Raw genomic sequence first — 26,085 nt, forward strand, 5'->3', positions numbered from 1 at the left:
CAACCAATATTGACGCGGACTCCTCCGCCTTCGCGTCGAGGAGGGGAGAGAGGTGTTACCAGATGACCGCGATCGCGGCGTTGGCGAGGGTCAGCAGACCGATGAGCCAGAAGATCACGGCGGGCGGCGTGCCGTCGGCGCTCTTGCGCTGGCGGCCGGCGCCGATGCCGAGCAGGGCACCGATCACGAGCAGGATGACCAGCTTGATGCCGATCTTCATGTAGTTCAGATCCGCATCGCCCCACGGGGCCGCCAGGGCGAACCCGGCGACGGCGGCGATGGCCAGCCCCCAGTGCATCGCGCGGTTGATCGTGCGCTTTCCGAGGGCCTCCACGACCCATCCGCCGAAGAGGACGGCGAACCCCCCGAGGTGGACCAGGACGACGACATCGCGCAGCGTTTCCATGCCTTCACGCTACGTCGGATGCCGCCCCGCCGCTAGGAAGGCAGACCTGACCTCGACAGGCCCGTCGCCCTCGTCTCGCTCAGCGTGCGGTGCCGCGCAGGTCGCGGACGACGATCGCGGTGCGCAGCGCGGCATCCGCCGCCTCCGCGCCCTTGTCCTCGGTCGAACCGGGAAGCCCCGCCCGGTCCAGACCCTGCTGCTCGTCGTCCAGGGTCAGCACGCCGAAGCCGACGGGCTTGCCGGCGTCGAGCGAGACGCGCGTGAGGCCATCGGTGGTCGCCGCCGACACGTACTCGAAGTGGGGCGTGCCACCGCGGATGATGACACCGAGCGCGACCACGGCATCCGCTCCGCCGGCGAAGGCGGCCTGCGCGGCCACCGCGAGCTCGAAGGAACCCGGAACGCGCACGAGGCGGTGCGCGGCACCGGCGGCGTCGAGCACGCGCTGCGCGCCGGCGATGAGGCCATCGGTGATCGTGTCGTGCCAGGTGCCGGCGATGACGACGACGTTCACGCCGGCACCGTCGACCGCCTCGCGTTCCGGGGCTCCTGCTCCGCTCACTGGGCGTCCTTTCCGTTCGCGAGAGCCGCCGAGAGCTCGACCTCGCCGATGATGTGACCCATCCGGTCACGCTTGGTCTCCAGGTACTGGTGGTTGTTGGGTCCGACCCCGACGATGAGCGGCACCTGCTCGACGATGTCGAGCCCGAGTTCGCACAACTGTGCCACCTTGTCGGTGTTGTTCGTCATCAGTCGCACCCTGCTGATGCCGAGGTCGGTGAGGATGCCGGCGGCGGCCGCGTAGTCGCGGGCGTCGGCGGGAAGGCCCAGCGCCAGGTTGGCGTCGACCGTGTCCAGCCCGCCCTCCTGCAGGCTGTAGGCGCGCAGCTTGTTGATGAGGCCGATGCCGCGCCCTTCGTGGCCGCGCATGTAGATCACTACGCCGCCCTCCTGCTCGATCGCGGAGAGCGCGGCGTCCAGCTGCGGACCGCACTCGCACTTGAGCGAGCCGAAGGCCTCACCGGTGAGGCACTCCGAGTGCACTCGGACGAGCGCGGTCTCGCCCAGATCCCCCGAGACGACCGCGATGTGATCGGTTCCGGTCACCCGGTCCTTGTACGCGAGGAAGCGGAAGGACCCGTGCTCGGTCGGGACGGTGGCATCCGCCCGCAGGCTCACCCGGCGCCGCGCCGCGCGGGACGGACCCTCCGGCTCGTGCTCGTTCAGGTGGTCGATGAGCTGCTCGATCGTGATGACGGGGACGTTGTCGCGCTTGCCCAGCTCCTTCAGCCGCGGCAGGCGCATCATGCTGCCGTCCTCATCGACGATCTCGGCGATCGCGCCGACCGGCTGGAGGCCCGCCAGCCGCATGAGCTCCACGGCCGCCTCGGTGTGGCCGCTGCGCTCGCGCACGCCGCCGTCGACCGCGCGCAGGGGGAGCACGTGCCCCGGTCGGATCAGGTTCGTCGCCGTCGACTCCGGGTTCGCCAGCACGTTCAGGGTGCGTGCACGATCGGCGGCGCTGATGCCGGTCGTGATGCCGTCAGCCGCGTCCACGCTCACCGTGTACGCGGTCGAGCGGGCGTCCTCGTTGCGCTCCACCATCGGCGGCAGGTCGAGGTGGTCGGCGAGGTCTGCCGGCATCGGCGCGCAGATGAAGCCGGACGACCAGCGCACGGTCCACGCGACCCACTCGGGGGTGGCGAGCTCGGCGGAGAGGATCGCATCGCCCTCGTTCTCGCGGTTCTCGTCGTCGGCGACGATCACCGGCCGGCCGGCACGCAGGGCGTCGAGCGCCTCGGGGATGGTGGCAAGACTCATCGTGAGTGTCCTTCCGCAGGTGCCCGGAAGGCGAGCAGACGCTCGACATGCCGGGCGATGATGTCCGTCTCGAGGTTGACGTGGTCGCCGACGGCGCGCGCGCCGAGGGTCGTCGCGGTGAGCGTCTCGGGGATGAGCGAGACCTCGAACCACGCGGGTCCCGCTGCGGAGGGGGCGCTCACGGCGCTCACCGTCAGCGAGGTGCCGTCGACCGAGATGGAGCCCTTGTCGACGACGAGGGGAGCGAGTGCCTCAGGCAGGGCGATCCGCAGCACCTGCCACTTGTCGCCGGGGCGCACTTCCAGCACCTCGCCGACCCCGTCGACGTGCCCCTGCACGATGTGGCCGCCCAGGCGCGCTCCCACCGGCATCGCCTTCTCGATGTTGACCCGCGAGCCGACCCCGATGCCGGCGAGCGCGGACACGTCGAGCGTCTGCTTCATGACATCGGCGTCGAAGGTGTCGGAGGTCGAGTCCACCACGGTCAGGCACACGCCGCTCACCGCGATCGACTCGCCGTGCACGGCGTCGCCGACCGCGCCCGGAGCGCGCACGGTGAGCCGCCAGCCGTCGCCGGCCGGTGCGATGCGGGTGATCTCCCCGATCTCGGTGATGATTCCGGTGAACATCAGTGGGGGCCTCCTTGGGCTGCGGGGTCGTCTTCCCCGGTGGTTGAGTGAGCCCTCGAAGAGGGCGAGTCGACACGCGGTCGTAGAACCAGCAGAAGGTCGTCACCGAGCGATTCGGCCGACGACACCGTCAGACGCTTCTGCTCGCCGATCGTCGTCACGCCGACGTCTCTGATGGCGAGCCGGTCGCCGCCCAGGAGCGTCGGCGCCACGTAGACGAGCAGCTCGTCGGCGAGCCCCTCGCGCAGGAACACGCTGGCGATGGTCGGTCCGCCCTCGATGAACACGCGCTGCACGCCGCGCTCGCGAAGGTCGGTGAGCAGCCCGTCGAGATCCGCGCCGTCGTGGCGGAGCACGGCCTGCGGATGCCGCAGCACCGCCGCATCCGCGGGGATCTCGCGGGTGCCGAGCACCACGGGGACCGGCTGCGACTCGTACAGCGAGCCGTCGTCGCGCCGCGCGGTCAGTGCCGGGTCGTCGGCGAGCAGTGTTCCGGTACCGACGACGATCGCGTCGGCAGCGGCCCGGCGACGGTGCACGTCGGCGCGTGCCTCGGGGCCGGTGATCCACTGGCTCGTCCCATCGGATGCCGCAGCACGCCCGTCCAGGCTCTGCGCCCACTTCACGGTGATGTGGGGGCGGCCGAGCCGCTGCACGGTGAGCCAGGAGTCCAGGAGGTCTTCGGCGGCATCCGTCGCGGCATCCGCTTCGACGTCGACGCCCGCAGCGCGCAGACGCTCGGCTCCGCCGGAGGCGAGCTCGCCGTCGTCGCCGATCGCGAAGACCACCCGGGCGACGCCGGCGTCGATGAGCGCCTGGCTGCAGGGGCCGGTGCGGCCGGTGTGGTTGCAGGGCTCGAGCGTCACGACCGCGGTCGTGCCACGTGCGGCATCCGGGTCCAGTTTCGAGAGCGCGTCGACCTCGGCGTGGGCCGTGCCGGCACCCCGGTGCCAACCCTCGGCGAGCACGGCGCCGGAGGGGGAGAGGATGACCGCGCCGACCTGCGGGTTCAGCCCGCGTGGGCCGCGGCGGGCGAGCGTGAAGGCCCGCGCGAGTGCTGTGCGCTCCGCCTCGGTCACTGCCATCCGTCGTCCTTTGAAAATGGCTCCGGGGTTCTCGAGAACGCGCATGCGCGCCGCGTGCTGCCTCCCATCCGGACTAGCGAGGTCTCCCTCGCATCACCGTCGGTTCCGGAATTCCACCGGATCGGCGGAGGGAACTCCTCGTTCCCGCCGCTCGCGGACTGTCACCGCCGGTTCGGATTCTCACCGACCCCGGAGCACGTTGATGCTCTGATTGTACTCAACGCGCGGCGTCGCGGTTCATTCCCTGTCATGGAAGGACCTCTCCGGGCGTTCCGCGGTGACCGCGCGTCACAATGTTTCGGCGGCCCTCGCCCTCTGCGGCGGCACTATCGTCAAGTCAGAAGAGACCCTCTGCACGCGATCCAAGGAGACAGCATGTCCACCGCCGCCACCGTCCGCACCGTCACCGTCGATGAGACCGCCGAGATCGTCGCCGCGGGCACGCACACCATCTTCGATGTGAACTCCCCCAGCGCTACGCGGACGGGCACGTCCCCGGGGCGGTCAACATCGCCAAGGACGCCGTGGCCGGCGCACTTCCGACGGAGGAGGACGCTCCCGTGGTCTTCTACTGCGGCAGCATCACGTGCCAGGCGGCGCCGAACGCCGCGCAGTTCGCCGCCTCCCTCGGGTACACCGACGTGAGCGTGCTCAGCGCGGGCATCGCCGGCTGGGAGGAAGCCGGACAGCCCACCGAGAAGGCCTGAGCTTCGCGCCGCTACTTCAGCAGGCGGGAGAGTCGCCGGTCGGCGAGCGGTTTGCCGCCGGTCTGACAGGTCGGGCAGTACTCCAGCGACCGGTCGGCGAAGAAGACGCTGCGCACCGTGTCGCCGCAGACGGGGCAGGGCTGCCCCCGGCGGCCGTGCACGCGCATCCCGCTGCGCTTGGAGTCTTTGAGGTCGGCGGGCGGAGTGCCGGATGCCGTGGCGACCGCCTCGCGCAGAGTGCTCTGCAGCGCGTCGTAGAGCCGGGCGACCTCGTCGGGGCCGATCTTCCCCGAGATCGCGTACGGAGACATCCGCGCGACATGGAGGATCTCGTCGGAGTAGGCGTTTCCGATCCCGGCGATCACCGACTGGTCGCGCAGCAGTCCTTTGATCTGCATGCAGCGACCGTCGAGCAGGCCGGCGAACACCTCTTCGGTGAACGCCGGGTCCAGAGGATCGGGCCCGAGGCGCGCGATGCCGGGAACCTCGTCGGGGTCGCGCACGACGTAGACCGCGAGCGACTTCTTCGTGCCGGCCTCGGTCAGGTCGAAGCCGCTGCCGTCATCGAGCGTGACCCGCAGCGCGATCGGAGAGCGCCCCGGCTTCACGAGCGTGGTCGTCACCTTCTCGTACCAGCGCAGCCAACCGGCCTTGGCGAGGTGGAAGACGAAGTGCAGTTCGGTGTCGTCTCGCGTCGTTCGGATGTCGACGAACTTGCCGTGCCGGGCGGCGCCGATGATCTCGGCGCCGTGCAGGGCATCGATCGGCGGGTCGTAGGTGCGCAGTGCGGAGATCGCCGCGACGCTGATCCTCGTGATCGTCCTGCCCGCGGCGCGCTCGCCGAGGAACTCGGCGAGTCCCTGCACCTCCGGCATCTCGGGCATGGCCTCATCCTCGCACGCACCACGGACACGCGGGCGGACCGGTGAGGCGCGAGGGAAGAGAGAAGCGCGCTCAGACGCGCCGGAGCAGGCCCACCTTGTCGTAGACGTCGGCCAGGGTGCGGTCGGCGACGGCATCGGCCTTGGCGGCGTTCTCCGCGAGGATCCGGTCGAGCTCGGCCGGATCGTCCAGCAGCTCGAGAGCGCGCTCGCGCACCGGCCCGAAGACACCAGTGACGACCTCGGCGAGACCCTTCTTGAAGTCGCCGTAGCCGCGGCCGGCGTACTCGTCCTCGATCGACGCGATCTGGCGGCCGGTCAGTGCGGCGTAGATCACCAGCAGGTTCGAGACGCCCGGCTTGGCCTCGCGGTCGAAGCGCACGGAGCCCTCGTTGTCGGTCACGGCGCGCATGATCTTCTTCGCCGTCTTGGCGGGTTCGTCCAGCATCCACAGCACACCGGCATCCGACTCCGCGGACTTCGACATCTTCGCGGTCGGGTCCTGCAGGTCGTAGATGCGCGCCGTCTCCTTCTGGATGACCGGAAGCGGGACCGTGAACGCCTCGCCGAAGCGCTTGTTGAAGCGCTCCGCCAGGTCACGCGTGAGCTCGACATGCTGCTTCTGGTCGTCGCCGACCGGAACGACATCCGTCTGATAGAGCAGGATGTCTGCGGCCATCAGCACCGGGTAGGTGAACAGGCCGACAGAGGCCTTGTCCGCGCCGTAGCGGGCGGACTTGTCCTTGAACTGCGTCATCCGCCCGGCCTCGCCGAAGCCGGTGATGGTCGACAGGATCCAGGCGAGCTCGGTGTGTGCCCGCACATGCGACTGCACGTACAGCGTCGACTTCGACGGCTCGATGCCGGCGGCGATGTACTGCGCGGCCGTGCGCCGCGTCTTCTCGCGCAGCTCGGCCGGGTTCTGCTCGACCGTCAGGGCGTGCAGGTCGACGACGGAGAAGAAGGCGTCGTAGGAGGTCTGCAGATCCCGCCACTGCAGGAGAGCCCCGATGTAGTTGCCGATCTGAAGCGAGTCGGCCGAGGGCTGCATTCCGGAGTAAAGGCGAGGCTTGGTCACGGAACCAATCCTACGGGGATGCCGCACGAGGTGACCTACGCTGGAGGCATGCGCTCCGTACCGCCCCGCCTCCCCGGCGGGAGCCGTGCTCCGAGGTCACGCGCACTGTATGTCGAGACGACCATCCGCGCTCCGATGGAGCGGATCTGGGAGCTCACGCAGACTCCCGTGGAGCATGTCCGCTGGGATGTGCGCTTCAGTCGGATCCAGCCCACCGGTGTGCGGGAGAAGGGGGCTCAGGAGTTCCGCTATGAGCTCGATCTGGGCGTGCACGTCATTCGCGGCACGGGCGTCTCGCTCGGGGAACGGCGCAGCGCTCATGGTGAGCGCACCTCGGCTCTGATCTTCACACCCGACGACGTCCTCTCCCCGCTGGGCCCCGGACGCGGCTACTGGCGCTATGTCCCCACCGACGACGGCGTGCGCTTCTTCACCGGCTACGACTACGCCCCGGGATGGGGATGGCTTGGACGGATGCTGGATCCCCTGATCACACGCCCCTTCGTGTGGTGGCTGACGGCCTGGAGCTTCGACCGCCTGCGGCTGTGGGCCGAGGACGGAATCGAGCCTGAGCGCTTCTCGCTGTGGCGAGCGCTGCTGCCCGCTCGCGGGCCGCGCCCGCGAGCGCGCCGTTGTCTGTCGCGTCCGCCGACCGGCGGCCGCACGATCGTGGAGAACGCCCCGGACACGCTGCAGGAGATCGACACATGACGCCTCCGGACGGGATCTTCCCTCGTGCGCTCGGCGCCGACTTCGAGCGGCTCCACCCCAGCTGCAGCGACGCTTCGGCGTCGGGGTGGTCAGCGGGTACGGATGCGTGGGACGGGGAGTGATGAGTCACGTGCGGCGCGGGCCGTGGTGGACTATGCCGTTCCTCGCCCTCGGCGCGAGCCGGAACATCATGTTCCCCGAGAAGGGGAGGGACATCCCGTTCCAGATCGAGAACTACGCCTACATCGACGGATTCGGGCGGGAGACAGTCACCTTCGTCCGGACGATGCAGATCCGCCGGGGCCGGCGTCGCCGCTTCGACGCGACCATGATCTACAGCCCGGCGCGGGAGAGGATCGTCGACTATCTTGGCACGCACCAGCATCTCGCCGTCGACCTCGACCTGGTGGTCACCGACGACGGCGGGCTCCGGCTGACCTCCGGTGCGCAGCGCTTCTTCGAGGGCCGTTGGCGTTCCGGTTCCCGATGATCCTCAGCGGGTTCGCCCACCTCACCGAGCACTTCGACAATGAGCGACAGGTCTTCGTCATCGATCTGGAGGTGCGCAATCGCCTGCTCGGTTTCCTGTTCGGCTACCGCGGCGAGTTCACCTGCGAGTACCCGGAGGGCACGGATGCGCCGGTGACCACGAAGCCCTATCGCGAGGAGCGACGCGAATGAGTACGCGCGACTCCGTGTTCCTCCGCGCGCTCGGCCCGGAGGCCGAACGACTGAGCCCGGAGGTGCGCGAGTACGTCGCGGGTCCTCCGGAGGGACGCACCGCCGGTCGCGGCCGGGGTGTCTTCGCGGTCGCCGGCAGCCCTCTGCGCCGACTCGGAGGGCTGTTGGCGCTCGTGACCGGACCGGGCGTGATGCTGACGCGCTATGAGCGCGAGGTGCCTTTCGAGATCGTGAACCTGCCCACGACGGAGAACGGCGTGCCCGTGCTCCACGCCGAGCGGGACTTCCGGTTCCGCGGGGGTGCACAGCGCTTCGTCGACGTGCTCTACGTCGGCGCGACGGCCGGCACTCTGGTCAACGTCCCCGGCACGCGCGGCCGGGTGGAACTGCTGCTGGAGTGCGCGGTGACGCCCGGCGGCGGACTGCGCCTGCGCTCGCGCGCGGCACGGATCAGGCTGGGAGCGCGACGGTTCCGCCTGCCGGCGATCCTCGCTGTGCAGGTCGAGGCCGTCGACGACTGGGATGCGGCGCGAGGGCGGCGCACGATCGATGCGGTCGTGCGGCATCCGCTGCTCGGAACCGTGCTGCGCTATCGAGGCTGGTTCGACTACGAGTACGAGGAATGACCGCCTCTCAGTACCGGTAGTCGACGACCACCGGGGCGTGATCGCTCCAGCGCTCGGCGTAGGAGGCCGCCTTGGCGACGCGGTAGTTCTCGGCGCGCTCCGCCAGGGCGGGGGTCGCCACGTGATAGTCGATGCGCCAGCCGGTGTCGTTGTCGAAGGCCTGGCCGCGCGCCGACCACCAGGTGTAAGGACCGTCGACCTCGCCGTGCACGCGACGACCGATGTCGACCCAGCCGAGCCCCGGGCCACGCGTGCCGTCGACGCACTCGATGTCTTCGCCCTCCGGCCCGAAGAAGCGGTCGAAGTAAGCACGCTCGCGCGGCAGGAAACCGGCCTTCTTGCGGTTGCCGCGCCAGTTCTTGATGTCGAGCTCGCGATGGCCGACGTTCAGGTCGCCGGTCACGAGCGCCAGCTCGCGCTCGCTCTTCAACGCGGCCAGACGCTCGGTCATCGCGTCGAGGAACAGCCACTTCTGCTCTTGGCGGGGGTGTCGACCTCGCCGCTGTGCACATAGGTGCTGACGATCGTGACCGGCTCGTCGCCGAGCAGGAAGTCGCCTTCGAGCCAGCGGCCCGCGGAGTCGAACTCCTCGGGGCCGAGCGTCGTGCGCGTCGCCAGCGGCGGAGTGCGGCTCACGATCGCCACACCCGCCCGGCCCTTCGCGGTGGCCGGGTCGTGCACGAACGTCCACCCGGGGAAGGCCGCCTCCAGATGCTCGTCCTGCGCGCGCACCTCCTGGAGGGTCAGGACGTCGACGTCGGCGGCGTCGAGCCACGAGTGCAGGCCGTTGCGGACCGCCGCGCGGATCCCGTTGACATTGACAGAGGCGACACGCAGATGGGGCATGCTTCCAGCCTAGCCAGCGTCGCCGACGGTCATTCGAACAGGCTGCTGCGCTTGATCGGCGGGGAGCCGACTCCTCGATCTGAGCCAGTTCCTCCGCGGCCTGCCGTACGGCCCGATCCGCACGCCGCCGGCGCCACCACGCGGCATCCGCGCGTTCTTCCTTCGCTTCGCGCAGCCTGATCCGCGCGGCGAGCAGGAGCGCGGCATGCTCGGCCGCACGCCGCTCGTTCTCGCTCTGGTGGCTGAGGGGGAGTTCCTGATCGCCGGCGGAGACCGCGATCCAGGAGGCTGCGACGAGGATGACGATGCCGTTCAAGCGGAACCAGAGCAGGAAACCGATGAAGATCGCGAACGTCGCCAGAAGGGGGTTGTTCGGCGTGTACCCGAAGAGGTAGCCGGCACCGAGCTGCAGGACCGCCATGCCCGCACCGCCCAGCGTGGCGCCGGGCATGATCGAGCGCAGGCCCAGGCTCGTCCCGGCGAGGAAGCGGAACAGCCCCGCAAGGGCGAGCGTGTTGATCACGAACGCCACGAAGATCGACAGGAGGCGCACGAAGATCCCGGACCAGATCTCCGTGTCGGGTCCGAAGAACGAGAGGATCCAGCCGAACAGGCCCGAGGTGACCGTCGCCGCCACCGATCCGGCGATCAACGCTGCGCCGAACACGGCCGCCGCCAGCAGGTCCCGCGCCTTGAGGAGGATGTAACCGCGGCTGTCGAAGGGGAGCACGAAGATGTCGCGGACGGCGCGACGGGCGAAGGTGATGAAGCCGATCGCCGTCCAGATCGCGACGCCGATCGCCACGATACCGGTGATCGTGAAGACGCTGGCGCTCCGATCCGCGACCTCTCTGACCTGCTCGGGTGTGACGAGGCCGTTGTCGCTGATCAGATCGGGGATGTAGCTGTTGACGATCGCGATGAGGCTGTTGATCACGTCGTCGTTCGCGCCGAGCCACAGCCCAGCGCTGGCGAAGGCGACATAGAGCGCCGCGACGATCGCGAATAGCGCCTGGTAGCTGACCCCCGCCGCGAGGAGGAATCCATTGTGCTGCAGGAAGTGACGCCAGACGCGCACCGGAAACCAGGCGAGCGTGCGCCGGGTCAGCGCGGTGGCGCGCTCGACGGGCTGTTCGAGACGGCCCCGCAACGACTGCAGCGGACTCGCGTCCTGCGTTTCAGGGTTGTCGGACACGTCCCCACCTTAGAGCTTTCCGGCATCCGATCGAGAACGCGCGGACCGTTCCTCCGCCTGCGGGCAGAGGACGTCTCGTGCGCTCTCGGCGGTGGAGACGGTTCTCAGCGACCGCCGCGGAGGATGGCCTGCTTGACCTCGGCGATCGCCTTGGTGACCTCGATGCCGCGGGGGCACGCCTCGGTGCAGTTGAAGGTCGTGCGGCAGCGCCACACTCCCTCTTTGTCGTTGAGGATGTCCAGGCGCACATCGGCGTTGTCGTCGCGCGAGTCGAAGATGAAGCGGTGCGCGTTGACGATCGCCGCCGGCCCGAAGTACTGGCCGTCGGTCCAGAACACCGGGCACGACGAGGTGCACGCCGCGCACAGGATGCACTTGGTGGTGTCGTCGAAGACCTCGCGGTCGACGATCGACTGCACACGCTCCTTGCCCTTCTCGGGGTGGAGTTCGCCACGAGGAACGGCTGCACATCGCGGTAGGAGGCGAAGAACGGCTCCATGTCGACGATGAGATCCTTCTCCAGCGGCAGGCCCTTGATCGCCTCGACGTAGATCGGCTTGGAGATGTCGAGATCCTTGATCAGCGTCTTGCACGCCAGGCGGTTGCGGCCGTTGATGCGCATCGCGTCGGAACCGCAGATGCCGTGCGCGCAGGAGCGGCGGAAGGCGAGCGAGCCGTCGACCTCCCACTTGATCTTGTGCAGGGCGTCGAGCACGCGGTCGGTGGAGTACAGCTCGACGTCGTAGTCGACCCAACGCGGCTCTTCGTCGACCTCGGGGTTGAATCGGCGCACGATGAGCGTGACGAGGAAGGACTGCACGCCGGTGTCGTCGGCCGCGTCGCGCGCCTCAGCCTCGGACGCGAGTTCCGGATCCACGAGTGCGGTGGACATCAGTACTTCCTTTCCATCGGCTGGTAGTTGGTGATGACGACCGGTTTCCAGTCGAGACGGATGTGGTCGTCGGCGACGGAGGAGTGCGGGTCGCCCGACAGGTAGGCCATCGTGTGCTTCATGTACGTCTCGTCGTCGCGCTTCGGGAAGTCGTCGCGCATGTGGCCGCCGCGGCTCTCCTTGCGGTTGCGGGCGGTGTAGACGACGACCTCGGCGATGTCGAGGAGGAAGCCGAGCTCGACGGCCTCGAGCAGGTCGGTGTTGAAGCGCTTGCCCTTGTCGTCGACGTGGATGTTCTTGTAGCGCTCGCGGAGATCGGCGATCACGCCCAGCACGTGCGTGAGCGACTCCTCGGTGCGGAACACCTGGGCGCCCTTGTCCATCTCGTCCTGGAGCGTCTTGCGCAGCACGGCGATGCGCTCGGTGCCGGCGTTGCTGCGGAGACCCTCGAGCATCTCGCGGACCTCCTTCGCCGGGTCGTCGGGGAGCGGCACGAAATCGGCCGTCTTGACGTACTCGACCGCGTTCTTCCCGGCGCGCTTGCCGAACACGTTGATGTCCAGAAGCGAGTTCGTGCCCAGACGGTTGGCGCCGTGCACCGAGACGCAGGCGCATTCGCCCGCGGCGTACAGCCCCGGCACGACGGTGTCGTTGTCGGCCAGCACCTCGGCGTCGTTGTTGGTCGGGATGCCGCCCATCGCGTAGTGCGCGGTCGGCATGACCGGCACGGGCTCGACGACCGGGTCGACGCCCAGATAGGTGCGGGCGAACTCGGTGATGTCGGGGAGCTTGGTCTCGAGCACCTCCGCACCCAAGTGCGTGCAGTCCAGCAGCACGTAGTCCTTGTGGGGCCGGCGCCGCGACCCTCGGCGACCTCCTGGACCATGCAGCGGGCGACGATGTCACGCGGGGCGAGGTCCTTGATCGTCGGGGCGTAGCGCTCCATGAAGCGTTCACCGCTCGCGTTGCGCAGGATCGCTCCCTCGCCGCGCGCGCCCTCGGTGAGGAGGATGCCGAGGCCGGCCAGACCGGTCGGGTGGAACTGGAAGAACTCCAGATCCTCCAGCGGCAGACCCTTGCGCCAGACGATGCCGACGCCGTCGCCGGTGAGTGTGTGCGCGTTGGAGGTCGTCTTGAAGATCTTGCCGAAGCCGCCGGTGGCGAAGACGACCGCCTTGGCGTGGAAGACGTGCAGCTCGCCGGTGGACAGGTCGTAGGCGACCACGCCGGCGGTCTGGGTCTTTCCGTCGGCGTCCTTGACCGTGATCAGGTCGAGCACGTAGAACTCGTTGAAGAAGTTGATGCCGAGCTTGACGCAGTTCTGGAACAGCGTCTGCAGGATCATGTGGCCGGTGCGGTCGGCGGCGTAGCAGGCGCGGCGCACCGGCGACTTGCCGTGCTCGGCCGTGTGCCCGCCGAAGCGGCGCTGGTCGATCTTGCCCTCGGGGTGCGGTTGAACGGCAGACCCATGTTCTCCAGGTCGATGACCGCGTCGATCGCTTCTTTGGCGAGGATCTCGGCGGCGTCCTGGTCGACCAGGTAGTCACCGCCCTTGACGGTGTCGAAGGTGTGCCACTCCCAGGAGTCCTTTTCCACGTTCGCGAGGGCCGCGGCCATGCCGCCCTGCGCGGCACCCGTGTGCGAACGGGTGGGGTAGAGCTTGGAGATCACGGCCGTGCGTGCCCCGGACCGGCTTCGATCGCCGCTCGCATGCCTGCGCCGCCGGCGCCGACGATGACGATGTCGAACTCGTGGTAGTGAACGCCGTCACGAACGACGGAATCCTGGGTCTGCGTTGTCACTCTCGTTGCTCTCTTCTCAGTTCCCGACGACGCCCTGGGCGACGCACTCATCCCACAGCACGCTGCTCTCCGTCACACCGAGGCACGGGTCGAAGGTGAAGACGACGAGGGTGCCGAGGAGGATGAGCAGGGCGGCGGCGAGGCCGATCGCCCAGACGAGCGCCTTGCGCGCCCGCGGAGCCGTCACGTAGTCGTTGACGATGGTGCGCATGCCGTTGGCGCCGTGGATGAGTGCGAGCCAGAGCATCAGCACATCCCACCACTGCCAGAACGGCGAGGCGAACTTCCCGGCGACGAAGGCGAAGTCCAGCGCGGCGATGCCGTCGCCGATCATGAGGTTGACGAAGAGGTGGCCGAAGATGAGGACGACCAGGAGCACGCCGGAGACGCGCATGAAGACCCAGCCCCACTTCTCGAGGTTGATCTTGCGGGCGCGGCGTGCGGGCGCCTCGACGGTCTGTGCGGACATCAGTGACCCCTCCGACGTGCGAGAAGACGTTGATGAGGTGGCGCGGAGTGAAGCCCGCCATGACGACGGCCCACAGGCCGAGCACGCCCCAGAAGAGCTGGCGGTGGTAGCGCGCCCCCTTCGACCAGAAGTCGACGAGGATGATGCGCAGGCCGTTGAAGGCGTGGAAGGCGATGCCGCCGACCAGGACGACCTCGCCTATGCCCATGACCGGGTTCTGGTAGGTGCCCAGGACCGCGTTGTACGCCTCGGGGAGACGCGGATCAGTGCGGTATCGAGCACATGAACCAGAAGGAAGAAGAAGATGGCGACTCCGGTGATGCGGTGAAGCACCCATGACCACATGCCTTCGCGTCCTCGGTAGAGGGTTCCGCGCGGGGTCTTGGAAGTGGTTTCCGAAATCGACGGTGTCAAGCGAGTGCTTGCGGACACGGTCGTCCTCCCTGATCGATGCGAGGTCGGCTGCGCGCACCATGGCGCGCCCGATCCCTCTCATCCTATTCCTGTCCGACACCTGTGAGCGACGAAGGTGACCCTAACCCGGTGCACAGACGCGAATCAGGGCAGGGTCTATAGGGTGGGGGTGTGATTGAAGGGTTCTACGCGGTCATCCCCGCCGGCGGCATCGGCAGTCGTCTGTGGCCCTTGTCGCGGGCGGACGCCCCGAAGTTCCTGCACGACCTGACCGGCTCAGGCAACTCGCTCCTGCGCGACACCTGGGACAGGCTCGAGCCTTTGGCCGGGCCCGATCGAATCTCGGTGGTGACCGGAAGGGCGCATCGCGCCGCCGTCGAGGCGCAGCTTCCCGGCATCCCGGATCACAATGTCTTCCTCGAGTCCGAGCCGCGCGAGTCGGCGGCGGCCATCGGGCTGGCCGCCGCGATCCTCCACCATCGCGATCCGGATGTCATCATCGGCTCCTTCGCGGCCGACCACATGATCCGCGGCACCCAGGTCTTCCAATGGGCGGTGCAGCAGGCCGTGCAGGTGGCGCGCGAGGGCTACATCGTCACGATCGGGATCCCGCCGACGGAGCCCTCGGTGGGCTTCGGCTACATCAAGCGCGGAGAGGAGCTCGTCGTGGAGGGGGCTCCCGAAGCGGCCCTCGTGGAGCGTTTCGTCGAGAAGCCCGACCTCGACACGGCGCGGATGTACGTCGCCGAACGCAACTACCTGTGGAACGCCGGCATCTTCATCGCCAAGGCGAGCGTGCTGCTCGAAGAGATGGCGCTGCACCAGCCCGCCCTGCATGCGGGTCTCGTCGAGCTCGCCGCCTCCTGGGACGACCGCGAGGCGCGCGGTCCCGCCGTCGATCGCATCTGGCCGACGCTGCCGAAGATCGCGATCGACTACGCCGTCGCCGAGCCCGCCGCGGAACGCGGCCGCCTGGCCGTCGTCCCCGGACACTTCGACTGGGACGACGTGGGCGACTTCGCCTCGCTCACCAAGCTCATCTCGCAGGGGCGCAAGAACGACCTGGCCGTGCTGGGCCCGAACGCCCGTGTGCTGTCGGATGCCGCCAGCGGCATCCTCGTCAGCCAGACCTCGCGCGTGATCAGCCTCGTCGGCGTGCGCGACATCGTCGTGGTCGACACCCCGGATGCGCTCCTGGTCACGACGACCGAGCATGCGCAGCGGGTCAAGAGCGTGGTCGAATCGCTCAAGCTGACCGGTCGCGGCGACGTGCTGTGACAACCGTGTGTTTCGCGATCATTGCAAGTCGATAACCTTCCGGGTCCGACTGCGCAAATCTCTAGGTCGCAGGGTGAGACAGTAGGTAACTTTGTTCCGCCCGCGAAATCCGCGGTCCCATCAATGTGGAGGCTGCATTGACCATTTCGACCACCAAGAAGGTCCTCGGCGTCACCGGCGCCGCGGCACTGCTCCTCGCCCTCGCCGGCTGCGGCTCGGCGCCCGAGGCACCGACCGGCACCACCGAGCCCGCACCCGAGGTCGACTTCCTCGCCTGCGCCGTCTCGGACGAGGGCAGCTGGAACGACAAGAGCTTCAACGAGGCCGCGTTCGAGGGCCTGAAGAAGGCAGAGGCCGAGCTCGGCGTCAGCACCCAGGGCTTCGAGTCGCACTCGCCCGACGACTTCGGTCCGAACCTCGAGTCCGCGGTGAACGCGAACTGCGACATCACCTTCGCCGTCGGCTTCAACTTCTCGTGGGAGGGCTCGCTCGAGCGCATCATCAACGAGAACGCCGAGGCGCACTTCGGATGGGTCGACGGCTGGCCGATGGGCGATCACGGCAACCTGAAGCCGATCGAGTACTCGATGGCGGAGTCGAGCTTCCTCGCCGGCTACCTCTCGGCCGACTTCAGCACCAGCAAGGTGCTCGGCACCTATGGCGGCATGGACATCCCCTCGGTCACGGTCTTCATGGACGGCTTCCGCAACGGCGCCGCGAAGTGGGCCGAGGACAACGGCACCGACGTCACCGTGCTGCCGTACCAGTTCGTCGGCGACTTCGCCAACACCGGTGTCGCGCAGTCGATCTCCGAGGCCTTCCTCGCCGATGACGCCGACGTGATCTTCCCGGTCGCCGGCGGTCTGTTCACCGGCACCGCTGCGGCGATCGAAGCAGCCGGCAGCGACGCGGTCTTCCTCGGAGTCGACAAGGACATCGCCCTGACGCAGCCCGACCTGGCGCCCATGGTGCTGACCTCGGTCGAGAAGCGCATGACGCAGGCCGTGTTCGACGTCATCGCCGAGCTCGTCGGCGGCGCGGACTTCGACGCGACCTCCTACGTCGGCACGCTCGAGAACGGCGGCACGGCGCTCAGCGACTTCTACGACTTCGAGTCGGAGGTCTCCGACGAGGTCAAGGCGAAGATCGCCGAGCTCACCCAGCAGATCATCTCGGGTGAGATCGACCCCGCAGCAGCACCGTAAGCACCTTCCTTCGGTCGCCCCGCAGATCTCCTCTGCGGGGCGACCGAAGTCGTTCTTCCCCAGACGAGGGCCCTCCGGCAGACTAAGGAAACATGAAGCTCGAACTTCGCGGTATCACGAAGCGATTCGGACCGCTCGTCGCCAACGACTCGATCTCGATCACCGTGGAGGCAGGGCAGATCCACGCGCTGCTCGGTGAGAACGGTGCGGGCAAGTCCACGCTGATGAACGTCCTGTTCGGGCTGTACGACCCGGATGAGGGCGAGATCGTTCTCGACGGACGGCCGCGGGACTTCGACGGGCCCGGCGATGCGATGCGCGCCGGCATCGGCATGGTGCATCAGCACTTCATGCTGATCCCGGTGTTCACGGTCGCCGAGAACGTCATCCTGGGCTTCGAGCCCACCCGTGCCGCAGGACTGCTCGATCTGCGCACGGCGCGGAAGCGGGTGCGCGAGCTCTCCGAGCGATTCGGGTTCAACATCGATCCGGATGCCGTCGTCGGCGACCTGTCGGTGGGTGCTCAGCAGCGCGTCGAGATCATCAAGGCGCTCTCGCACGATGCGCGCGTCCTCGTGCTCGACGAGCCGACCGCGGTGCTGACGCCGCAGGAGACCGATGAGCTCATGGAGATCATGCGGCAGCTGGCCGCGGAGGGCACGTCGATCGTCTTCATCACCCACAAGCTGCGCGAGGTGAAGGCGGTCGCCGACACCATCACGGTCATCCGGCACGGCAAGGTGGTGGGCGAGGCCTCGCCCGAGGCTACGCCTGCGGAGCTCGCGACCATGATGGTCGGCCACGCCATCGACCTGGTGGTCAACAAGGAAGAGGCGAAGCTCGGCGACGTGGCGCTCGAGGTCACCGACGTCGTGGCTTTCGACCAGTTCCGCAACCCCGTCCTCAACGGCGTGTCCTTCGAGATCCGCGAGGGGAGATCCTCGGCATCGCGGGTGTCCAGGGAAACGGGCAGACGGAGCTCGCCGAGGCGATCGTGGGCCTGCGCAAGGTGCAGGGCGAGATCAGGCTCTACGGCAAGGATCTCACCAAGGCGGGTGTCCGGGAGGTGCTGGATGCGGGCGTCGGCTACGTGCCCGAGGACCGCAAGCGCGATGGGCTCGTCGCCGAGTTCACGATCGCGGAGAACCTCATGCTCGACCGCAGCAACGGTGCCCCGTTCGCGGGGCCGTTCGGCGTGAACTTCGCCTTCCGCGACGAGTTCGCCGCCCAGAAGATCGCCGAGTTCGATGTGCGCACGCAGGGTCCTGACGTCCCCGCCGGCCGTCTCTCGGGCGGGAACCAGCAGAAGGTCGTGGTCGCGCGGGAGATGTCGCGCGAGCTGCGTCTGCTCGTCGCCTCCCAGCCGACGCGCGGCGTCGACGTCGGATCGATCGAGTTCATCCACGAGCAGGTCGTCGCCGCCCGGGACTCCGGCATCCCGGTGCTGATCATCTCGAGCGAGCTCGACGAGGTCGTCGCGCTCGCCGATCGGATCGCGGTCATGTACCACGGTCGCATCCTCGACATCGTTGCGCCGGATACGGCCCGATCGAAACTCGGTGAACTCATGGCGGGGTGGTCGCATGAGCAGGAAGGACGCGGCTCAGCGCGACTTCGAGAAGCTTCGGGCGGAGAGCCAGCCCACCCGCGGCTACCAGATCCTGCACGAGATCTTCGCCGGCGGCTTCATGCGCACCCTGTGCGCGGTGCTGGCGGCGTTCGCCATCGGCCTGCTGCTGATCATCTTCACGAATGATCGCGTGCTGGAGGCGATGGGCTACTTCTTCAGCGCCCCGGCGCCACCTTCTCGGCGATCGGCGACGTCGTCGGCAACTTCTTCTCGGGTCTGTTCCGCGGAGCCGTCTACGACAGCTCGCAGGCGACGTTCGCGGCGGGTCTCAAGCCCCTCACCGAGACGCTGCGCTTCGCGGGCCCCCTGATCGCGGCGGGCCTCGGCATCGCGCTGAGCTTCCGCGTCGGACTGTTCAACATCGGTGGTCAGGGGCAGATCCTGGTGGGCGCCTGCTTCGCCGGCTGGGCGAGCTTCCAGCTCCAGTTGCCGATCGTGCTCCACCTGATCGTGGCCGTGCTGTTCGGCATCATCGGAGCGGCGATCTGGGCGGGCATCGTCGGCTTCCTGAAGGCCTTCACCGGCGCGCACGAGGTGATCGTGACGATCATGATGAACTACACGGCGCTCTTCCTGGTGACCTTCCTGATGCGCACCTCGATCCTCAACCCGGGGGCGACGACGAGCAACCCCTCCACGCATCCGCCCGCGCCCACGGCCCAGCTCCCGCAGCTGTTCCCCGGCTACCAGCTGCACGCCGGCTTCCTCCTCGCCCTCGTCGCCGTCCTGGTGTACTGGTGGATCATGGAGCGCTCGGCGCTCGGATTCCGCTTCCGGGCGGTCGGCTACAACCCCCTCGCCGCCGAGACGGCCGGCATGAATCCCAAGCGCATCATCATCATCGCGATGATGGCCTCCGGTGCCCTGGTCGGCGTCGCTGCGGCGAACCAGGCGCTCGGTCGCAGCGGCGGCTTCAGCCCCTCGGTCGACGCCGGCATCGGTTTCGACGCGATCACGGTGGCCCTGCTCGGGCAGAACTCGGCGATCGGCATCCTGTTCGCCGGACTCCTCTTCGGCGGGATGGAGGCGGCGGGCCCCGCGATGCAGCGGGTGGGGGTCTCGCCCGACATCCTCGGCGTGGTGCAGGGCCTCATCGTCCTGTTCGTCGCCGCACCGCCCCTCGTCCGCGCGATCTTCCGTCTGCCGACGCCCAACCCGAACTTCGCGGGCTTCCGCGGGGAGGCTCGGAGGTCATGGCCGCCGTGCACGAAGAGCCGCCGCTGCCCGATGAGGAGACGGTTCCCGAGCCGCCGGAACCGTCCGAAAGCGTCGAGGAGGCACGAGGATGAGCACCACCACCAAGCCGTCCGCGCCCGAGCTGTCGCCGGAGCTGAGCGCCGCCGCCCCCATCGCCTGGAAGGCGCCGATCCTCTACGCGGTGAGCGCGGTGATCGTCCTGGTGTTCTTCGGGGTGATGGGTTCCACGACACCCGCACGTTTCCGGTGGACGGACGCCACCGCGGCCATCACGCTCGAGCCGACGATGCTCACCCCGCGCACGGTCGGCTTCGTCTGCGGCGCGCTGCTCGCCGTGATCGCCGCCGCCGCGCTGTGGCGGGCGGTCGAGCGGAAGAGCTTCAGCCCCTGGTTCGGGGTGCTCGCGGGAGTCCTGTTCCTGCTGAGCCTGCTGGCCTGGACGGGTGCGGGCGGCACGGTCCAGGTGGTCTACCTGCTCAACGGCACGATCGCCCTCTCGACGGCCGTGATCTTCGGTGCGCTCGCCGGGGTGATCGGCGAGCGCGTGGGCGTGGTCAACATCGCGATCGAGGGGCAGCTCCTGGCGGGGGCCTTCGTCGCCGCCGTGCTGGGGAGCATCACCGGGAACCTCTGGGTCGGCTTGTTCGGCGCGATGATCGGCGGCGCGCTCGTGTCCCTGGTGCTGGCGGTGTTCTCGATCAAGTACATCGTCAATCAGATCATCGTCGGCGTGGTGCTGAACGTGCTGGTCATCGGCCTGACGAACTTCTTCTACTCGTCGGTGCTCAACACCAATGCGAGCGCCTTCAACAACCCCGGCTTCTTCCGCAAGATCACGATCCCCTGGCTCTCCGAGATCCCCGTCCTCGGGCCGGTGCTGTTCGATCAGAACATCATCACCTACACGATGTTCGTGCTCGTCTTCCTCGTATGGCTCGTCCTGTTCAAGAGCCGCCTGGGCCTGCGCATCCGCGCGATGGGCGAGCACCCGCTGGCCGCCGACACCGTCGGTCTCAACGTCAACCGCACGCGCTTCTGGACGGTGTCGATCGCCGGCCTCATCGCCGGTCTCGGCGGCGCCGCCCTCACCATCGGATCGGTGGGCGCGTTCGGCCGCGAGATGAGCGCGGGCCAGGGCTTCATCGCGCTGGCCATGGTGATCCTCGGCCGCTGGCATCCGCTGTACGCGGCCATGGCCGCCCTGCTCTACGGGTTCAGCGGCGCCTTCCGCATCTGGGCAGGCGGGGTCCCGGTGGGCTCGGAGATCCCCTCCGACCTCATCCAGATGGTGCCCTATGTCGTCACGCTCGTCGCGGTCGTGCTGTTCGTGGGCAGGGCCATCCCGCCGGCGGCCGTCGGCAAGCCCTACATCAAGGAGTAGCATCCGATGACCGACATCGACTGGGACGAGCTGCGCCAGGTCGCCACCGACGCGATGCGCAAGGCCTATGCGCCGTACTCGCGGTACCGGGTAGGGGCGGCGGCGCTCGCCTCCGACGGCCGGATCGTGGCCGGATGCAACGTGGAGAACGCCTCCTACGGCGTGGGTCTCTGCGCCGAATGCGCGCTCGTGGGCGACCTGCACATGTCCGGCGGCGGGCAGCTCGTCGCGTTCGTGTGCGTCAACGGCGCCGGGGAGACGATCATGCCGTGCGGCCGGTGTCGACAGCTCCTGTACGAGCACGCGATCCCCGGGATGCTGCTGGAGACCGTCTCCGGCATCCGCACGATCGACGAGGTCCTGCCCGACGCCTTCGGACCCCGCGACCTCGAGGAGATGGCATGAGCGTGGAGCCGTTCGACGCGGTGCAGGTCATCACCGCCAAGCGCGACGGCGGGGTGGTGCCCGAGGATGCGCTGCGGTGGATGGTCGACGCCTTCACCCGCGGCTATGTGTCGGATGCGCAGATGGCCTCGTTCGCCATGGCGGTGCTCCAGCGCGGCATGGAGCGCGATGAGATCCGCGTGATGACCGATGCGATGATCGCCTCGGGGGAGCGGATGAGCTTCGCGAAGCTCGGCAAGCCCACGGTCGACAAGCACTCCACGGGCGGCGTCGGCGACAAGATCACACTGCCGCTCGCGCCGCTGGTCGCCTCCTTCGGCGTCGCCGTCCCGCAGCTCTCGGGGCGTGGGCTCGGCCACACGGGCGGCACGCTCGACAAGCTCGAGTCGATTCCCGGATGGCGCGCGGCACTGTCGAACCAGGAGATGTTCGACCAGCTGTCGGATGTTGGCGCCGTCATCTGCGCGGCCGGTTCCGGCCTGGCTCCCGCCGACAAGCGCCTGTACGCGCTGCGCGATGTGACCGGCACGGTCGAGGCGATCCCGCTCATCGCCTCGAGCATCATGTCGAAGAAGATCGCCGAGGGCACCGACGCCCTCGTGCTGGACGTGAAGTTCGGTTCGGGCGCGTTCATGAAGGACATCGACAGGGCCCGCGAACTGGCCGAGACGATGGTCGCGCTCGGCACCGACTCCGGCGTGGCCACGACCGCACTGCTGACGGACATGTCGGTGCCGCTCGGTCTCGCGATCGGCAACGCCAACGAGGTGCGCGAGTCGGTGGAGATCCTCGCCGGCGGAGGCCCCGCCGACGTGCGTGAGCTCACCGTCGCCCTGGCCCGCGAGATGCTGGCGCTGGCAGGTCTCCCCGACGCGGACGTCGAAGCGGCGCTCGACGGCGGTCAGGCGATGGATGTCTGGAACGCCATGATCCGCGCGCAGGACGGAGACCCGGATGCCGCGCTCCCGGTGCCCCGCGAGACGCATGTCGTGACCGCGTCCTCCTCCGGCGTCGTCACGCGGATGGAAGCGCTGCCGTTCGGCATCGCCGCCTGGCGACTGGGTGCCGGCCGCGCGCGGGCCGAGGATCTCGTCGTGCACGCGGCCGGGATCGATCTGCACGCGAAGCCGGGCGATAGGGTGGAGGCCGGTCAGGCGCTCTTCACGCTGTCGGCCGACGACGACGCCCGCTTCGACCGCGCTCTCGATGCCCTGGAGGGGGCGTGGGAGATCGGCGATGCGGCATCCGACGTCGGCCCTCTCGTGCGCGAACGCATCACCGCCTGAGACACCAGACCACCCCACGACCCGGGAGTACACACATGGCCATCGACCAGCACGGCGACCAGACCGTCGACGGCGTCTCGATCCGTTCCCTGCCGAAGATCTCCCTGCACGACCACCTCGACGGCGCGCTGCGACCGGCGACGATCATCGAGCTGGCCGAGCCCCTCGGGCTCGAGGTGCCCGAGAGCGAGGACGAGGCGCTCGCCGAGTGGTTCGCGCAGCAGAGCGACTCGGGCTCCCTCGTGGAGTACCTGAAGACCTTCGATCTGACCACCGCCGTCATGCAGACGAAGGAGGGGCTCACGCGCGTCGCGCGGGAGTTCGTCGAGGATCTGGCCGACGACGGCGTCATCTACGGCGAGGTGCGCTGGGCCCCGGAGCAGCACCTGGCGCGGGGGCTGACGCTGGAGGAGGCCGTGGCCGCCGTCCAGCAGGGCATCGAGGAGGGCGAGGACGCCGTCGACCGCTCGGGGCGCAGCATCCGCGTGGGCCAGCTCGTGAGCGCCATGCGTCACACCGACCGTTCGCGCGAGATCGCCGAGCTCGCGGTGTCGTTCCGCGGGCGCGGAGCGGTGGGCTTCGACATCGCCGGCCCGGAGGACGGCTTCCCGCCGTCGAACCACCGCGCGGCCTTCGACTACCTGGCCGAGCACTTCTTCCCGGTGACCGTCCACGCCGGGGAGGCGGCCGGTCCGGACTCGATCCGATCGGCGCTGCTCGACGGCCGTGCTCTGCGTCTCGGGCACGGTGTGCGCATCGCCGAGGACCTCGAGGTCATCGACCGCGAGGGCGACGAGGTGCAGGTGCGCTTCGGCGATCTCGCGCGGTGGGTGCGCGACCGGGAGATCCCGCTGGAGCTCTCGCCGTCGTCGAACCTGCAGACCGGCGCGATCGCGGCCTGGGGCACCGAGCTCGTCGACCACCCCTTCGACCTGCTGTACCAGCTCGGCTTCGCGGTCACGGTCAACGTCGACAACCGCACGATGAGCCGCACCTCGCTCACGCGCGAGCTCGCCCTGCTCGTGGACGCCTTCGGCTACGACCTGGACGATCTGGAGGCGTTCCAGTTCAACGCGGCATCCGCCGCCTTCCTCCCGGTCGAGGAGCGCGAGGAGCTCGTCGAGCTCATCGCCGACGGCTTCGAGGCGTAGCAGCGGCTCGTCTGCGGGACGGGCCTGCCCGTCTGCAGGAGCCGAGCGGCCGTCCGCAGGAGCGACCGGCCCGAACCGCCGCAATCGGCCACGATGGGCCGGTTTTCTGAGGGATTCTCCTGCAGACCGCCGCCCGGCTCCTGCAGACGGCGTGGCGGCGTCAGCGCCGCGCCACGCCGGGGTTGGTCGCCAGGTACTCCTCGAAGGCCTCGCGGGAGGTGCGCGTGGGCGTGAAACCGAAGTCGTGCTTCAGTCGGTCGTTCGCGAGCACCGGGCGGTAGCGCAGGAAGGGCACCTTCTCAGGGCCGTGCTCGGTCAGGTGCAGCATCCGACCGACGCGCAGGGCGAAGGCGAGAACGGATGCCGGGAGAGTCAGCAGCGGCTTGCCCAGCCTCTCCGCGATCTCGGGCACGGTCATCCGGCCGTCGCCCGCGACGTTGTACACGCCCGCCGGGCCGTCGGTCGCCGCGCGTACGAAGGCCGCCGCGACGTCGTCGACCCACACGAAGACGAACGGCGAGTCGGAGCCGGCGATGTGCAGCAGGCGCGTGCCGTCCCACAGCGCCGTGATCTGGTTCTGCACCGTCTCGCCGAGGATCGTGCCGATGCGGAAGACGACCTGCGACAGTGCGGGGTGCGAGACCCGGTACGCCGCGAGCATCTCCTCCACGAGTCGCTTGTGACGGGAGTAGGGGAAGGCGTCGTTGCCGCGCAGCGGCGCGTCTTCGGTGATCCACTCGGGGTTGTCGGCGTGATAGCCGTAGGCCGCGCCCGAGGAGGAAACGACGATCCGCTGCACACCCGCGGCCGCGCTCGCCGCGAGCACGTTCGCCGAGCCCTCGACGTCGACGCGGTACTCCCGCGCGGCGTCGCGCCCGGGGCTCACGATCGCGGCGAGATGCACGACCGTGTCGATCCCGTGCTCGCGCAGGAGGGGTTCAAGAGCTGCGGCATCGGTCACATCCAGTTCGACGTCGAGGATGCCCTCCCGCGGCGAGGTGGGCACCCGCACATCGCCCGAGACCACGAGAGCGACGTCGTCCCGTGCGGCCAGGGCCGCGGCGACGTGCGAGCCGAGGAACCCGCTGCCGCCGGTGAGGAGCACACGGGTCATACGAGCGCCTTGCCGGACGTGTCGCCGGTGACCGCGCCGGTGCGCTTCTTGGTGTGACGCGCCCACAGCGTCGCCACGATGAGTCCTGCGACGATGTCCCAGATTCCCCACCAGCCGGCGACGATCGCCATGCCGCCGAGGCCTCCGAAGAAGGTGAAGACGAGGCCGAGACCGAGCCCGGCGTTGCGGATGCCGACCTCGAAGGTCATCGCCTTCCGCTCTCTGGTGGCCAGCCCCCGAGACGGGCGGTCGTGTAACCGAGGAGCAGTGCGACGCCGTCGTGGATCGTCACGACGAGCACGATGATGCCCAGCACCGCGATGAACACGGCCCAGTTGCCCACGAGCGCGACGACGATGAACCCGACGAGGGCGAGCAGGCTGAACCACTTCACGAAGGGCTGCACCTTGGCGGCCAGGCCGGGGAGCTTCGCGCGGAGCAGGAGGCCGACGGCGAAGGGGAGGCCGATGATGAGGAAGATGTCCAGCAGCATCTGCCACGGGTTCAGCGTCACGGTCTGCAGCAGCTCGCGGGCGCCGGGATGCAGAGAGCCCCAGAACGCCACCGACAGCGGGAGGAAGACGATGTACAGCGGGTTGGCCACCGCCGTCATCGAGACCGAGAGCGCCACGTTGCCGCCGGCGCGGTGCGTCAGCACCTGCGAGATGTTGCCGGGCGGGCAGCAGGCGACGAGGATCATCCCCAGTGCCATCGACGGTGTCACCGGCAGCACGAGGGTGAGGAGGAACGTCACCGCCGGCAGCAGCAGGAGCTGGGCGAGGATGGCGATCGCGAAGGGTTTCGGATGCCGCGCCACGGCCTTGAAGTCGCTCGGTGCCGTGTCCAGGGCGATGCCGAGCATGATGAGCGCGAGCACCACGTTGAGGATGATCAGGCTCCCGGGGGTGAAGTTCAGGACGATCTCGTCGACGTTCATGCCCGCTCCTCCAGTGCTGCACGCTCGCGGCGGACGGCCGCGCGGTAGGCGTCTTTGTTGACGTAGTAGGACATCCGGTCCAGCCCCAGGTAGTCGTAGCCTCCGGTGACATCGGGCCAGGACTCGCCCTGCACCCGCGCGCGGAAGCGCGCCGCGCGCGCCGGGTCGCGCTCGACGGCCTCGATATAGGTGGCGATGAGCTCGGCCTGCTCGTAGCGGCCCTGCCAGCCCAGCCCCGAGGCCTCGACCATCCCGACG

The 26,085-nt window shown here is 68.8% G+C and carries 25 protein-coding genes and 7 pseudogenes; 13 read left to right on the forward strand and 19 right to left on the reverse strand.

The genetic code is table 11. The annotated features are described in order from the left end of the window. Positions 1-55: 55 nt before the first annotated feature. The 5 genes from KAE78_RS10990 to ribD all read right to left on the reverse strand — a co-directional run bounded on the left by KAE78_RS10990 (position 56) and on the right by ribD (position 3,941). Positions 56-406, reverse strand: coding sequence for a Fe-S protein (locus KAE78_RS10990; RefSeq protein ID WP_223170864.1), 351 nt, complete (start codon positions 404-406; stop codon positions 56-58). A gap of 79 nt (positions 407-485) precedes the next feature. Further along, positions 486-968 carry a 6,7-dimethyl-8-ribityllumazine synthase gene (ribH, locus tag KAE78_RS10995; RefSeq protein WP_223170865.1) on the reverse strand — a complete coding sequence of 161 codons (483 nt, stop codon included), beginning with the start codon at positions 966-968 and terminating at the stop codon, positions 486-488. Further along, positions 965-2,227: a GTP cyclohydrolase II gene (gene ribA / locus KAE78_RS11000; protein ID WP_223170866.1), complete on the reverse strand. Its 1,263-nt coding sequence runs from the start codon at positions 2,225-2,227 to the stop codon at positions 965-967. Before ribA ends, ribH begins: the two co-directional genes overlap by 4 nt. Then, entirely contained in the window at positions 2,224-2,856 is a 633-nt protein-coding gene (locus KAE78_RS11005) for a riboflavin synthase (RefSeq protein WP_223170867.1), read from the reverse strand. Before KAE78_RS11005 ends, ribA begins: the two co-directional genes overlap by 4 nt. Then, positions 2,856-3,941, reverse strand: a complete 1,086-nt coding sequence (gene ribD / locus KAE78_RS11010) for a bifunctional diaminohydroxyphosphoribosylaminopyrimidine deaminase/5-amino-6-(5-phosphoribosylamino)uracil reductase RibD (RefSeq protein ID WP_223170868.1) — start codon at positions 3,939-3,941, stop codon at positions 2,856-2,858. Before ribD ends, KAE78_RS11005 begins: the two co-directional genes overlap by 1 nt. A gap of 509 nt (positions 3,942-4,450) precedes the next feature. Here ribD and KAE78_RS11015 point away from each other — a divergent pair. After that, positions 4,451-4,648 carry a rhodanese-like domain-containing protein gene (locus KAE78_RS11015; protein ID WP_223172470.1) on the forward strand — a complete coding sequence of 66 codons (198 nt, stop codon included), beginning with the start codon at positions 4,451-4,453 and terminating at the stop codon, positions 4,646-4,648. An 11-nt stretch (positions 4,649-4,659) separates the two neighbouring features. On the opposite strand, the gene KAE78_RS11020 is transcribed toward KAE78_RS11015, so the two are convergent. Both KAE78_RS11020 and trpS read right to left on the reverse strand, forming a co-directional pair. Continuing rightward, the gene (locus KAE78_RS11020; protein WP_223170869.1) at positions 4,660-5,532 is read right to left on the reverse strand and encodes an Fpg/Nei family DNA glycosylase; all 873 of its coding nucleotides are present in this window, start codon (positions 5,530-5,532) and stop codon (positions 4,660-4,662) included. 70 nt (positions 5,533-5,602) lie between these two features. Further along, positions 5,603-6,580 carry a tryptophan--tRNA ligase gene (trpS, locus tag KAE78_RS11025; RefSeq protein ID WP_262927862.1) on the reverse strand — a complete coding sequence of 326 codons (978 nt, stop codon included), beginning with the start codon at positions 6,578-6,580 and terminating at the stop codon, positions 5,603-5,605. Between the two features lie 75 nt (positions 6,581-6,655). On the opposite strand from trpS, the gene KAE78_RS11030 reads away from it, so the two are divergent. The 4 genes from KAE78_RS11030 to KAE78_RS11040 all read left to right on the forward strand — a co-directional run bounded on the left by KAE78_RS11030 (position 6,656) and on the right by KAE78_RS11040 (position 8,625). After that, positions 6,656-7,318 (forward strand): SRPBCC family protein, encoded by a 663-nt coding sequence (locus KAE78_RS11030; RefSeq protein WP_223170871.1) that lies wholly within the window; start codon positions 6,656-6,658, stop codon positions 7,316-7,318. 106 nt (positions 7,319-7,424) lie between these two features. After that, the gene (locus tag KAE78_RS17795) at positions 7,425-7,808 is read left to right on the forward strand and encodes a DUF4166 domain-containing protein (RefSeq protein ID WP_262927642.1); all 384 of its coding nucleotides are present in this window, start codon (positions 7,425-7,427) and stop codon (positions 7,806-7,808) included. Further along, on the forward strand, positions 7,805-7,999 hold the full coding sequence (locus KAE78_RS17800) for a DUF4166 domain-containing protein (protein WP_262927643.1): 195 nt from the start codon (positions 7,805-7,807) through the stop codon (positions 7,997-7,999). The genes KAE78_RS17795 and KAE78_RS17800 overlap by 4 nt, the downstream gene beginning before the upstream one ends. Next, positions 7,996-8,625, forward strand: a complete 630-nt coding sequence (locus KAE78_RS11040; protein WP_223170872.1) for a DUF4166 domain-containing protein — start codon at positions 7,996-7,998, stop codon at positions 8,623-8,625. Before KAE78_RS17800 ends, KAE78_RS11040 begins: the two co-directional genes overlap by 4 nt. A 7-nt stretch (positions 8,626-8,632) precedes the next feature. On the opposite strand, the pseudogene KAE78_RS11045 reads toward KAE78_RS11040, so the two are convergent. The 8 genes and pseudogenes from KAE78_RS11045 to sdhC all read right to left on the reverse strand — a co-directional run. Next, positions 8,633-9,408, reverse strand: a pseudogene (locus KAE78_RS11045) (exodeoxyribonuclease III). Positions 9,409-9,802: 394 nt separating this feature from the next. Further along, positions 9,803-10,666 (reverse strand): annotated as a pseudogene (locus KAE78_RS11050) (YihY/virulence factor BrkB family protein); the annotation flags it as partial. A gap of 104 nt (positions 10,667-10,770) precedes the next feature. Continuing rightward, positions 10,771-11,459: pseudogene (locus KAE78_RS11055) on the reverse strand (succinate dehydrogenase iron-sulfur subunit). A 98-nt stretch (positions 11,460-11,557) separates the two neighbouring features. After that, positions 11,558-12,394, reverse strand: a complete 837-nt coding sequence (locus KAE78_RS19800; RefSeq protein ID WP_411155939.1) for an FAD-binding protein — start codon at positions 12,392-12,394, stop codon at positions 11,558-11,560. 77 nt (positions 12,395-12,471) lie between these two features. Beyond that, positions 12,472-13,229 (reverse strand): annotated as a pseudogene (locus KAE78_RS19805) (FAD-binding protein); the annotation flags it as partial. Then, a complete protein-coding gene (locus KAE78_RS19810) occupies positions 13,226-13,360 on the reverse strand; it encodes a hypothetical protein (RefSeq protein ID WP_411156028.1) in 135 nt (44 codons plus the stop codon). The gene KAE78_RS19810 and the pseudogene KAE78_RS19805, both read right to left, overlap by 4 nt. Positions 13,361-13,376: 16 nt before the next feature. Then, positions 13,377-13,829: a succinate dehydrogenase hydrophobic membrane anchor subunit gene (locus KAE78_RS11065; RefSeq protein ID WP_223170873.1), complete on the reverse strand. Its 453-nt coding sequence runs from the start codon at positions 13,827-13,829 to the stop codon at positions 13,377-13,379. A 16-nt stretch (positions 13,830-13,845) separates the two neighbouring features. Further along, positions 13,846-14,261, reverse strand: a pseudogene (sdhC, locus tag KAE78_RS11070) (succinate dehydrogenase, cytochrome b556 subunit); the annotation flags it as partial. Between the two features lie 153 nt (positions 14,262-14,414). Between sdhC and KAE78_RS11075 the strand changes: the two are divergent. The 8 genes and pseudogenes from KAE78_RS11075 (at position 14,415) to KAE78_RS11110 (ending at position 23,776) form a co-directional block, all read left to right on the forward strand. Continuing rightward, entirely contained in the window at positions 14,415-15,521 is a 1,107-nt protein-coding gene (locus tag KAE78_RS11075; protein ID WP_223170874.1) for a mannose-1-phosphate guanylyltransferase, read from the forward strand. Between the two features lie 137 nt (positions 15,522-15,658). After that, positions 15,659-16,726 carry a BMP family protein gene (locus KAE78_RS11080; RefSeq protein ID WP_223170875.1) on the forward strand — a complete coding sequence of 356 codons (1,068 nt, stop codon included), beginning with the start codon at positions 15,659-15,661 and terminating at the stop codon, positions 16,724-16,726. Between the two features lie 92 nt (positions 16,727-16,818). Next, positions 16,819-18,482: pseudogene (locus KAE78_RS11085) on the forward strand (ABC transporter ATP-binding protein). 207 nt (positions 18,483-18,689) lie between these two features. Next, positions 18,690-19,403: pseudogene (locus tag KAE78_RS19815) on the forward strand (ABC transporter permease); the annotation flags it as partial. Between the two features lie 238 nt (positions 19,404-19,641). Continuing rightward, a complete protein-coding gene (locus KAE78_RS11095) occupies positions 19,642-20,934 on the forward strand; it encodes an ABC transporter permease (protein WP_223170876.1) in 1,293 nt (430 codons plus the stop codon). A 6-nt stretch (positions 20,935-20,940) separates the two neighbouring features. Further along, positions 20,941-21,339, forward strand: coding sequence for a cytidine deaminase (locus KAE78_RS11100; protein WP_223170877.1), 399 nt, complete (start codon positions 20,941-20,943; stop codon positions 21,337-21,339). After that, positions 21,336-22,625 carry a thymidine phosphorylase gene (locus tag KAE78_RS11105; RefSeq protein ID WP_223170878.1) on the forward strand — a complete coding sequence of 430 codons (1,290 nt, stop codon included), beginning with the start codon at positions 21,336-21,338 and terminating at the stop codon, positions 22,623-22,625. Before KAE78_RS11100 ends, KAE78_RS11105 begins: the two co-directional genes overlap by 4 nt. Positions 22,626-22,660: 35 nt before the next feature. Next, positions 22,661-23,776, forward strand: a complete 1,116-nt coding sequence (locus KAE78_RS11110; RefSeq protein WP_223170879.1) for an adenosine deaminase — start codon at positions 22,661-22,663, stop codon at positions 23,774-23,776. Positions 23,777-23,936: 160 nt separating this feature from the next. On the opposite strand, the gene KAE78_RS11115 is transcribed toward KAE78_RS11110, so the two are convergent. Genes KAE78_RS11115 through KAE78_RS11130 form a run of 4 tightly spaced genes read right to left on the reverse strand, consistent with a single transcriptional unit; the run spans position 23,937 to position 26,078 of the window. Then, positions 23,937-24,890 (reverse strand): SDR family oxidoreductase, encoded by a 954-nt coding sequence (locus tag KAE78_RS11115; protein ID WP_223170880.1) that lies wholly within the window; start codon positions 24,888-24,890, stop codon positions 23,937-23,939. Next, positions 24,887-25,099, reverse strand: a complete 213-nt coding sequence (locus tag KAE78_RS11120; protein ID WP_223172521.1) for a hypothetical protein — start codon at positions 25,097-25,099, stop codon at positions 24,887-24,889. Before KAE78_RS11120 ends, KAE78_RS11115 begins: the two co-directional genes overlap by 4 nt. Then, entirely contained in the window at positions 25,096-25,827 is a 732-nt protein-coding gene (locus KAE78_RS11125; RefSeq protein ID WP_223170881.1) for a bile acid:sodium symporter family protein, read from the reverse strand. The genes KAE78_RS11120 and KAE78_RS11125 overlap by 4 nt, the downstream gene beginning before the upstream one ends. Next, a complete protein-coding gene (locus KAE78_RS11130) occupies positions 25,824-26,078 on the reverse strand; it encodes a hypothetical protein (protein WP_223170882.1) in 255 nt (84 codons plus the stop codon). Before KAE78_RS11130 ends, KAE78_RS11125 begins: the two co-directional genes overlap by 4 nt. Between the last annotated feature and the right edge of the window lie 7 nt (positions 26,079-26,085).

This window comes from Microbacterium sp. NIBRBAC000506063 (assembly GCF_017968845.1).
GTDB lineage: Bacteria > Actinomycetota > Actinomycetes > Actinomycetales > Microbacteriaceae > Microbacterium.

Coding starts and splice junctions, on each gene's coding strand:
- KAE78_RS10990 (WP_223170864.1), bottom strand. CDS start 406: ATGGAAACGCTGCGCGATGTCGTCGTCCTGGTCCACCTCGGGGGGTTC.
- ribA (WP_223170866.1), bottom strand. CDS start 2,227: ATGAGTCTTGCCACCATCCCCGAGGCGCTCGACGCCCTGCGTGCCGGC.
- KAE78_RS11005 (WP_223170867.1), bottom strand. CDS start 2,856: ATGTTCACCGGAATCATCACCGAGATCGGGGAGATCACCCGCATCGCA.
- ribD (WP_223170868.1), bottom strand. CDS start 3,941: ATGGCAGTGACCGAGGCGGAGCGCACAGCACTCGCGCGGGCCTTCACG.
- KAE78_RS11020 (WP_223170869.1), bottom strand. CDS start 5,532: ATGCCCGAGATGCCGGAGGTGCAGGGACTCGCCGAGTTCCTCGGCGAG.
- trpS (WP_262927862.1), bottom strand. CDS start 6,580: ATGCAGCCCTCGGCCGACTCGCTTCAGATCGGCAACTACATCGGGGCT.
- KAE78_RS11030 (WP_223170871.1), top strand. CDS start 6,656: ATGCGCTCCGTACCGCCCCGCCTCCCCGGCGGGAGCCGTGCTCCGAGG.
- KAE78_RS17800 (WP_262927643.1), top strand. CDS start 7,805: ATGATCCTCAGCGGGTTCGCCCACCTCACCGAGCACTTCGACAATGAG.
- KAE78_RS11040 (WP_223170872.1), top strand. CDS start 7,996: ATGAGTACGCGCGACTCCGTGTTCCTCCGCGCGCTCGGCCCGGAGGCC.
- KAE78_RS11065 (WP_223170873.1), bottom strand. CDS start 13,829: ATGTCCGCACAGACCGTCGAGGCGCCCGCACGCCGCGCCCGCAAGATC.
- KAE78_RS11095 (WP_223170876.1), top strand. CDS start 19,642: ATGAGCACCACCACCAAGCCGTCCGCGCCCGAGCTGTCGCCGGAGCTG.
- KAE78_RS11100 (WP_223170877.1), top strand. CDS start 20,941: ATGACCGACATCGACTGGGACGAGCTGCGCCAGGTCGCCACCGACGCG.
- KAE78_RS11105 (WP_223170878.1), top strand. CDS start 21,336: ATGAGCGTGGAGCCGTTCGACGCGGTGCAGGTCATCACCGCCAAGCGC.
- KAE78_RS11110 (WP_223170879.1), top strand. CDS start 22,661: ATGGCCATCGACCAGCACGGCGACCAGACCGTCGACGGCGTCTCGATC.
- KAE78_RS11115 (WP_223170880.1), bottom strand. CDS start 24,890: ATGACCCGTGTGCTCCTCACCGGCGGCAGCGGGTTCCTCGGCTCGCAC.
- KAE78_RS11120 (WP_223172521.1), bottom strand. CDS start 25,099: ATGACCTTCGAGGTCGGCATCCGCAACGCCGGGCTCGGTCTCGGCCTC.
- KAE78_RS11125 (WP_223170881.1), bottom strand. CDS start 25,827: ATGAACGTCGACGAGATCGTCCTGAACTTCACCCCCGGGAGCCTGATC.
- KAE78_RS11130 (WP_223170882.1), bottom strand. CDS start 26,078: ATGGTCGAGGCCTCGGGGCTGGGCTGGCAGGGCCGCTACGAGCAGGCC.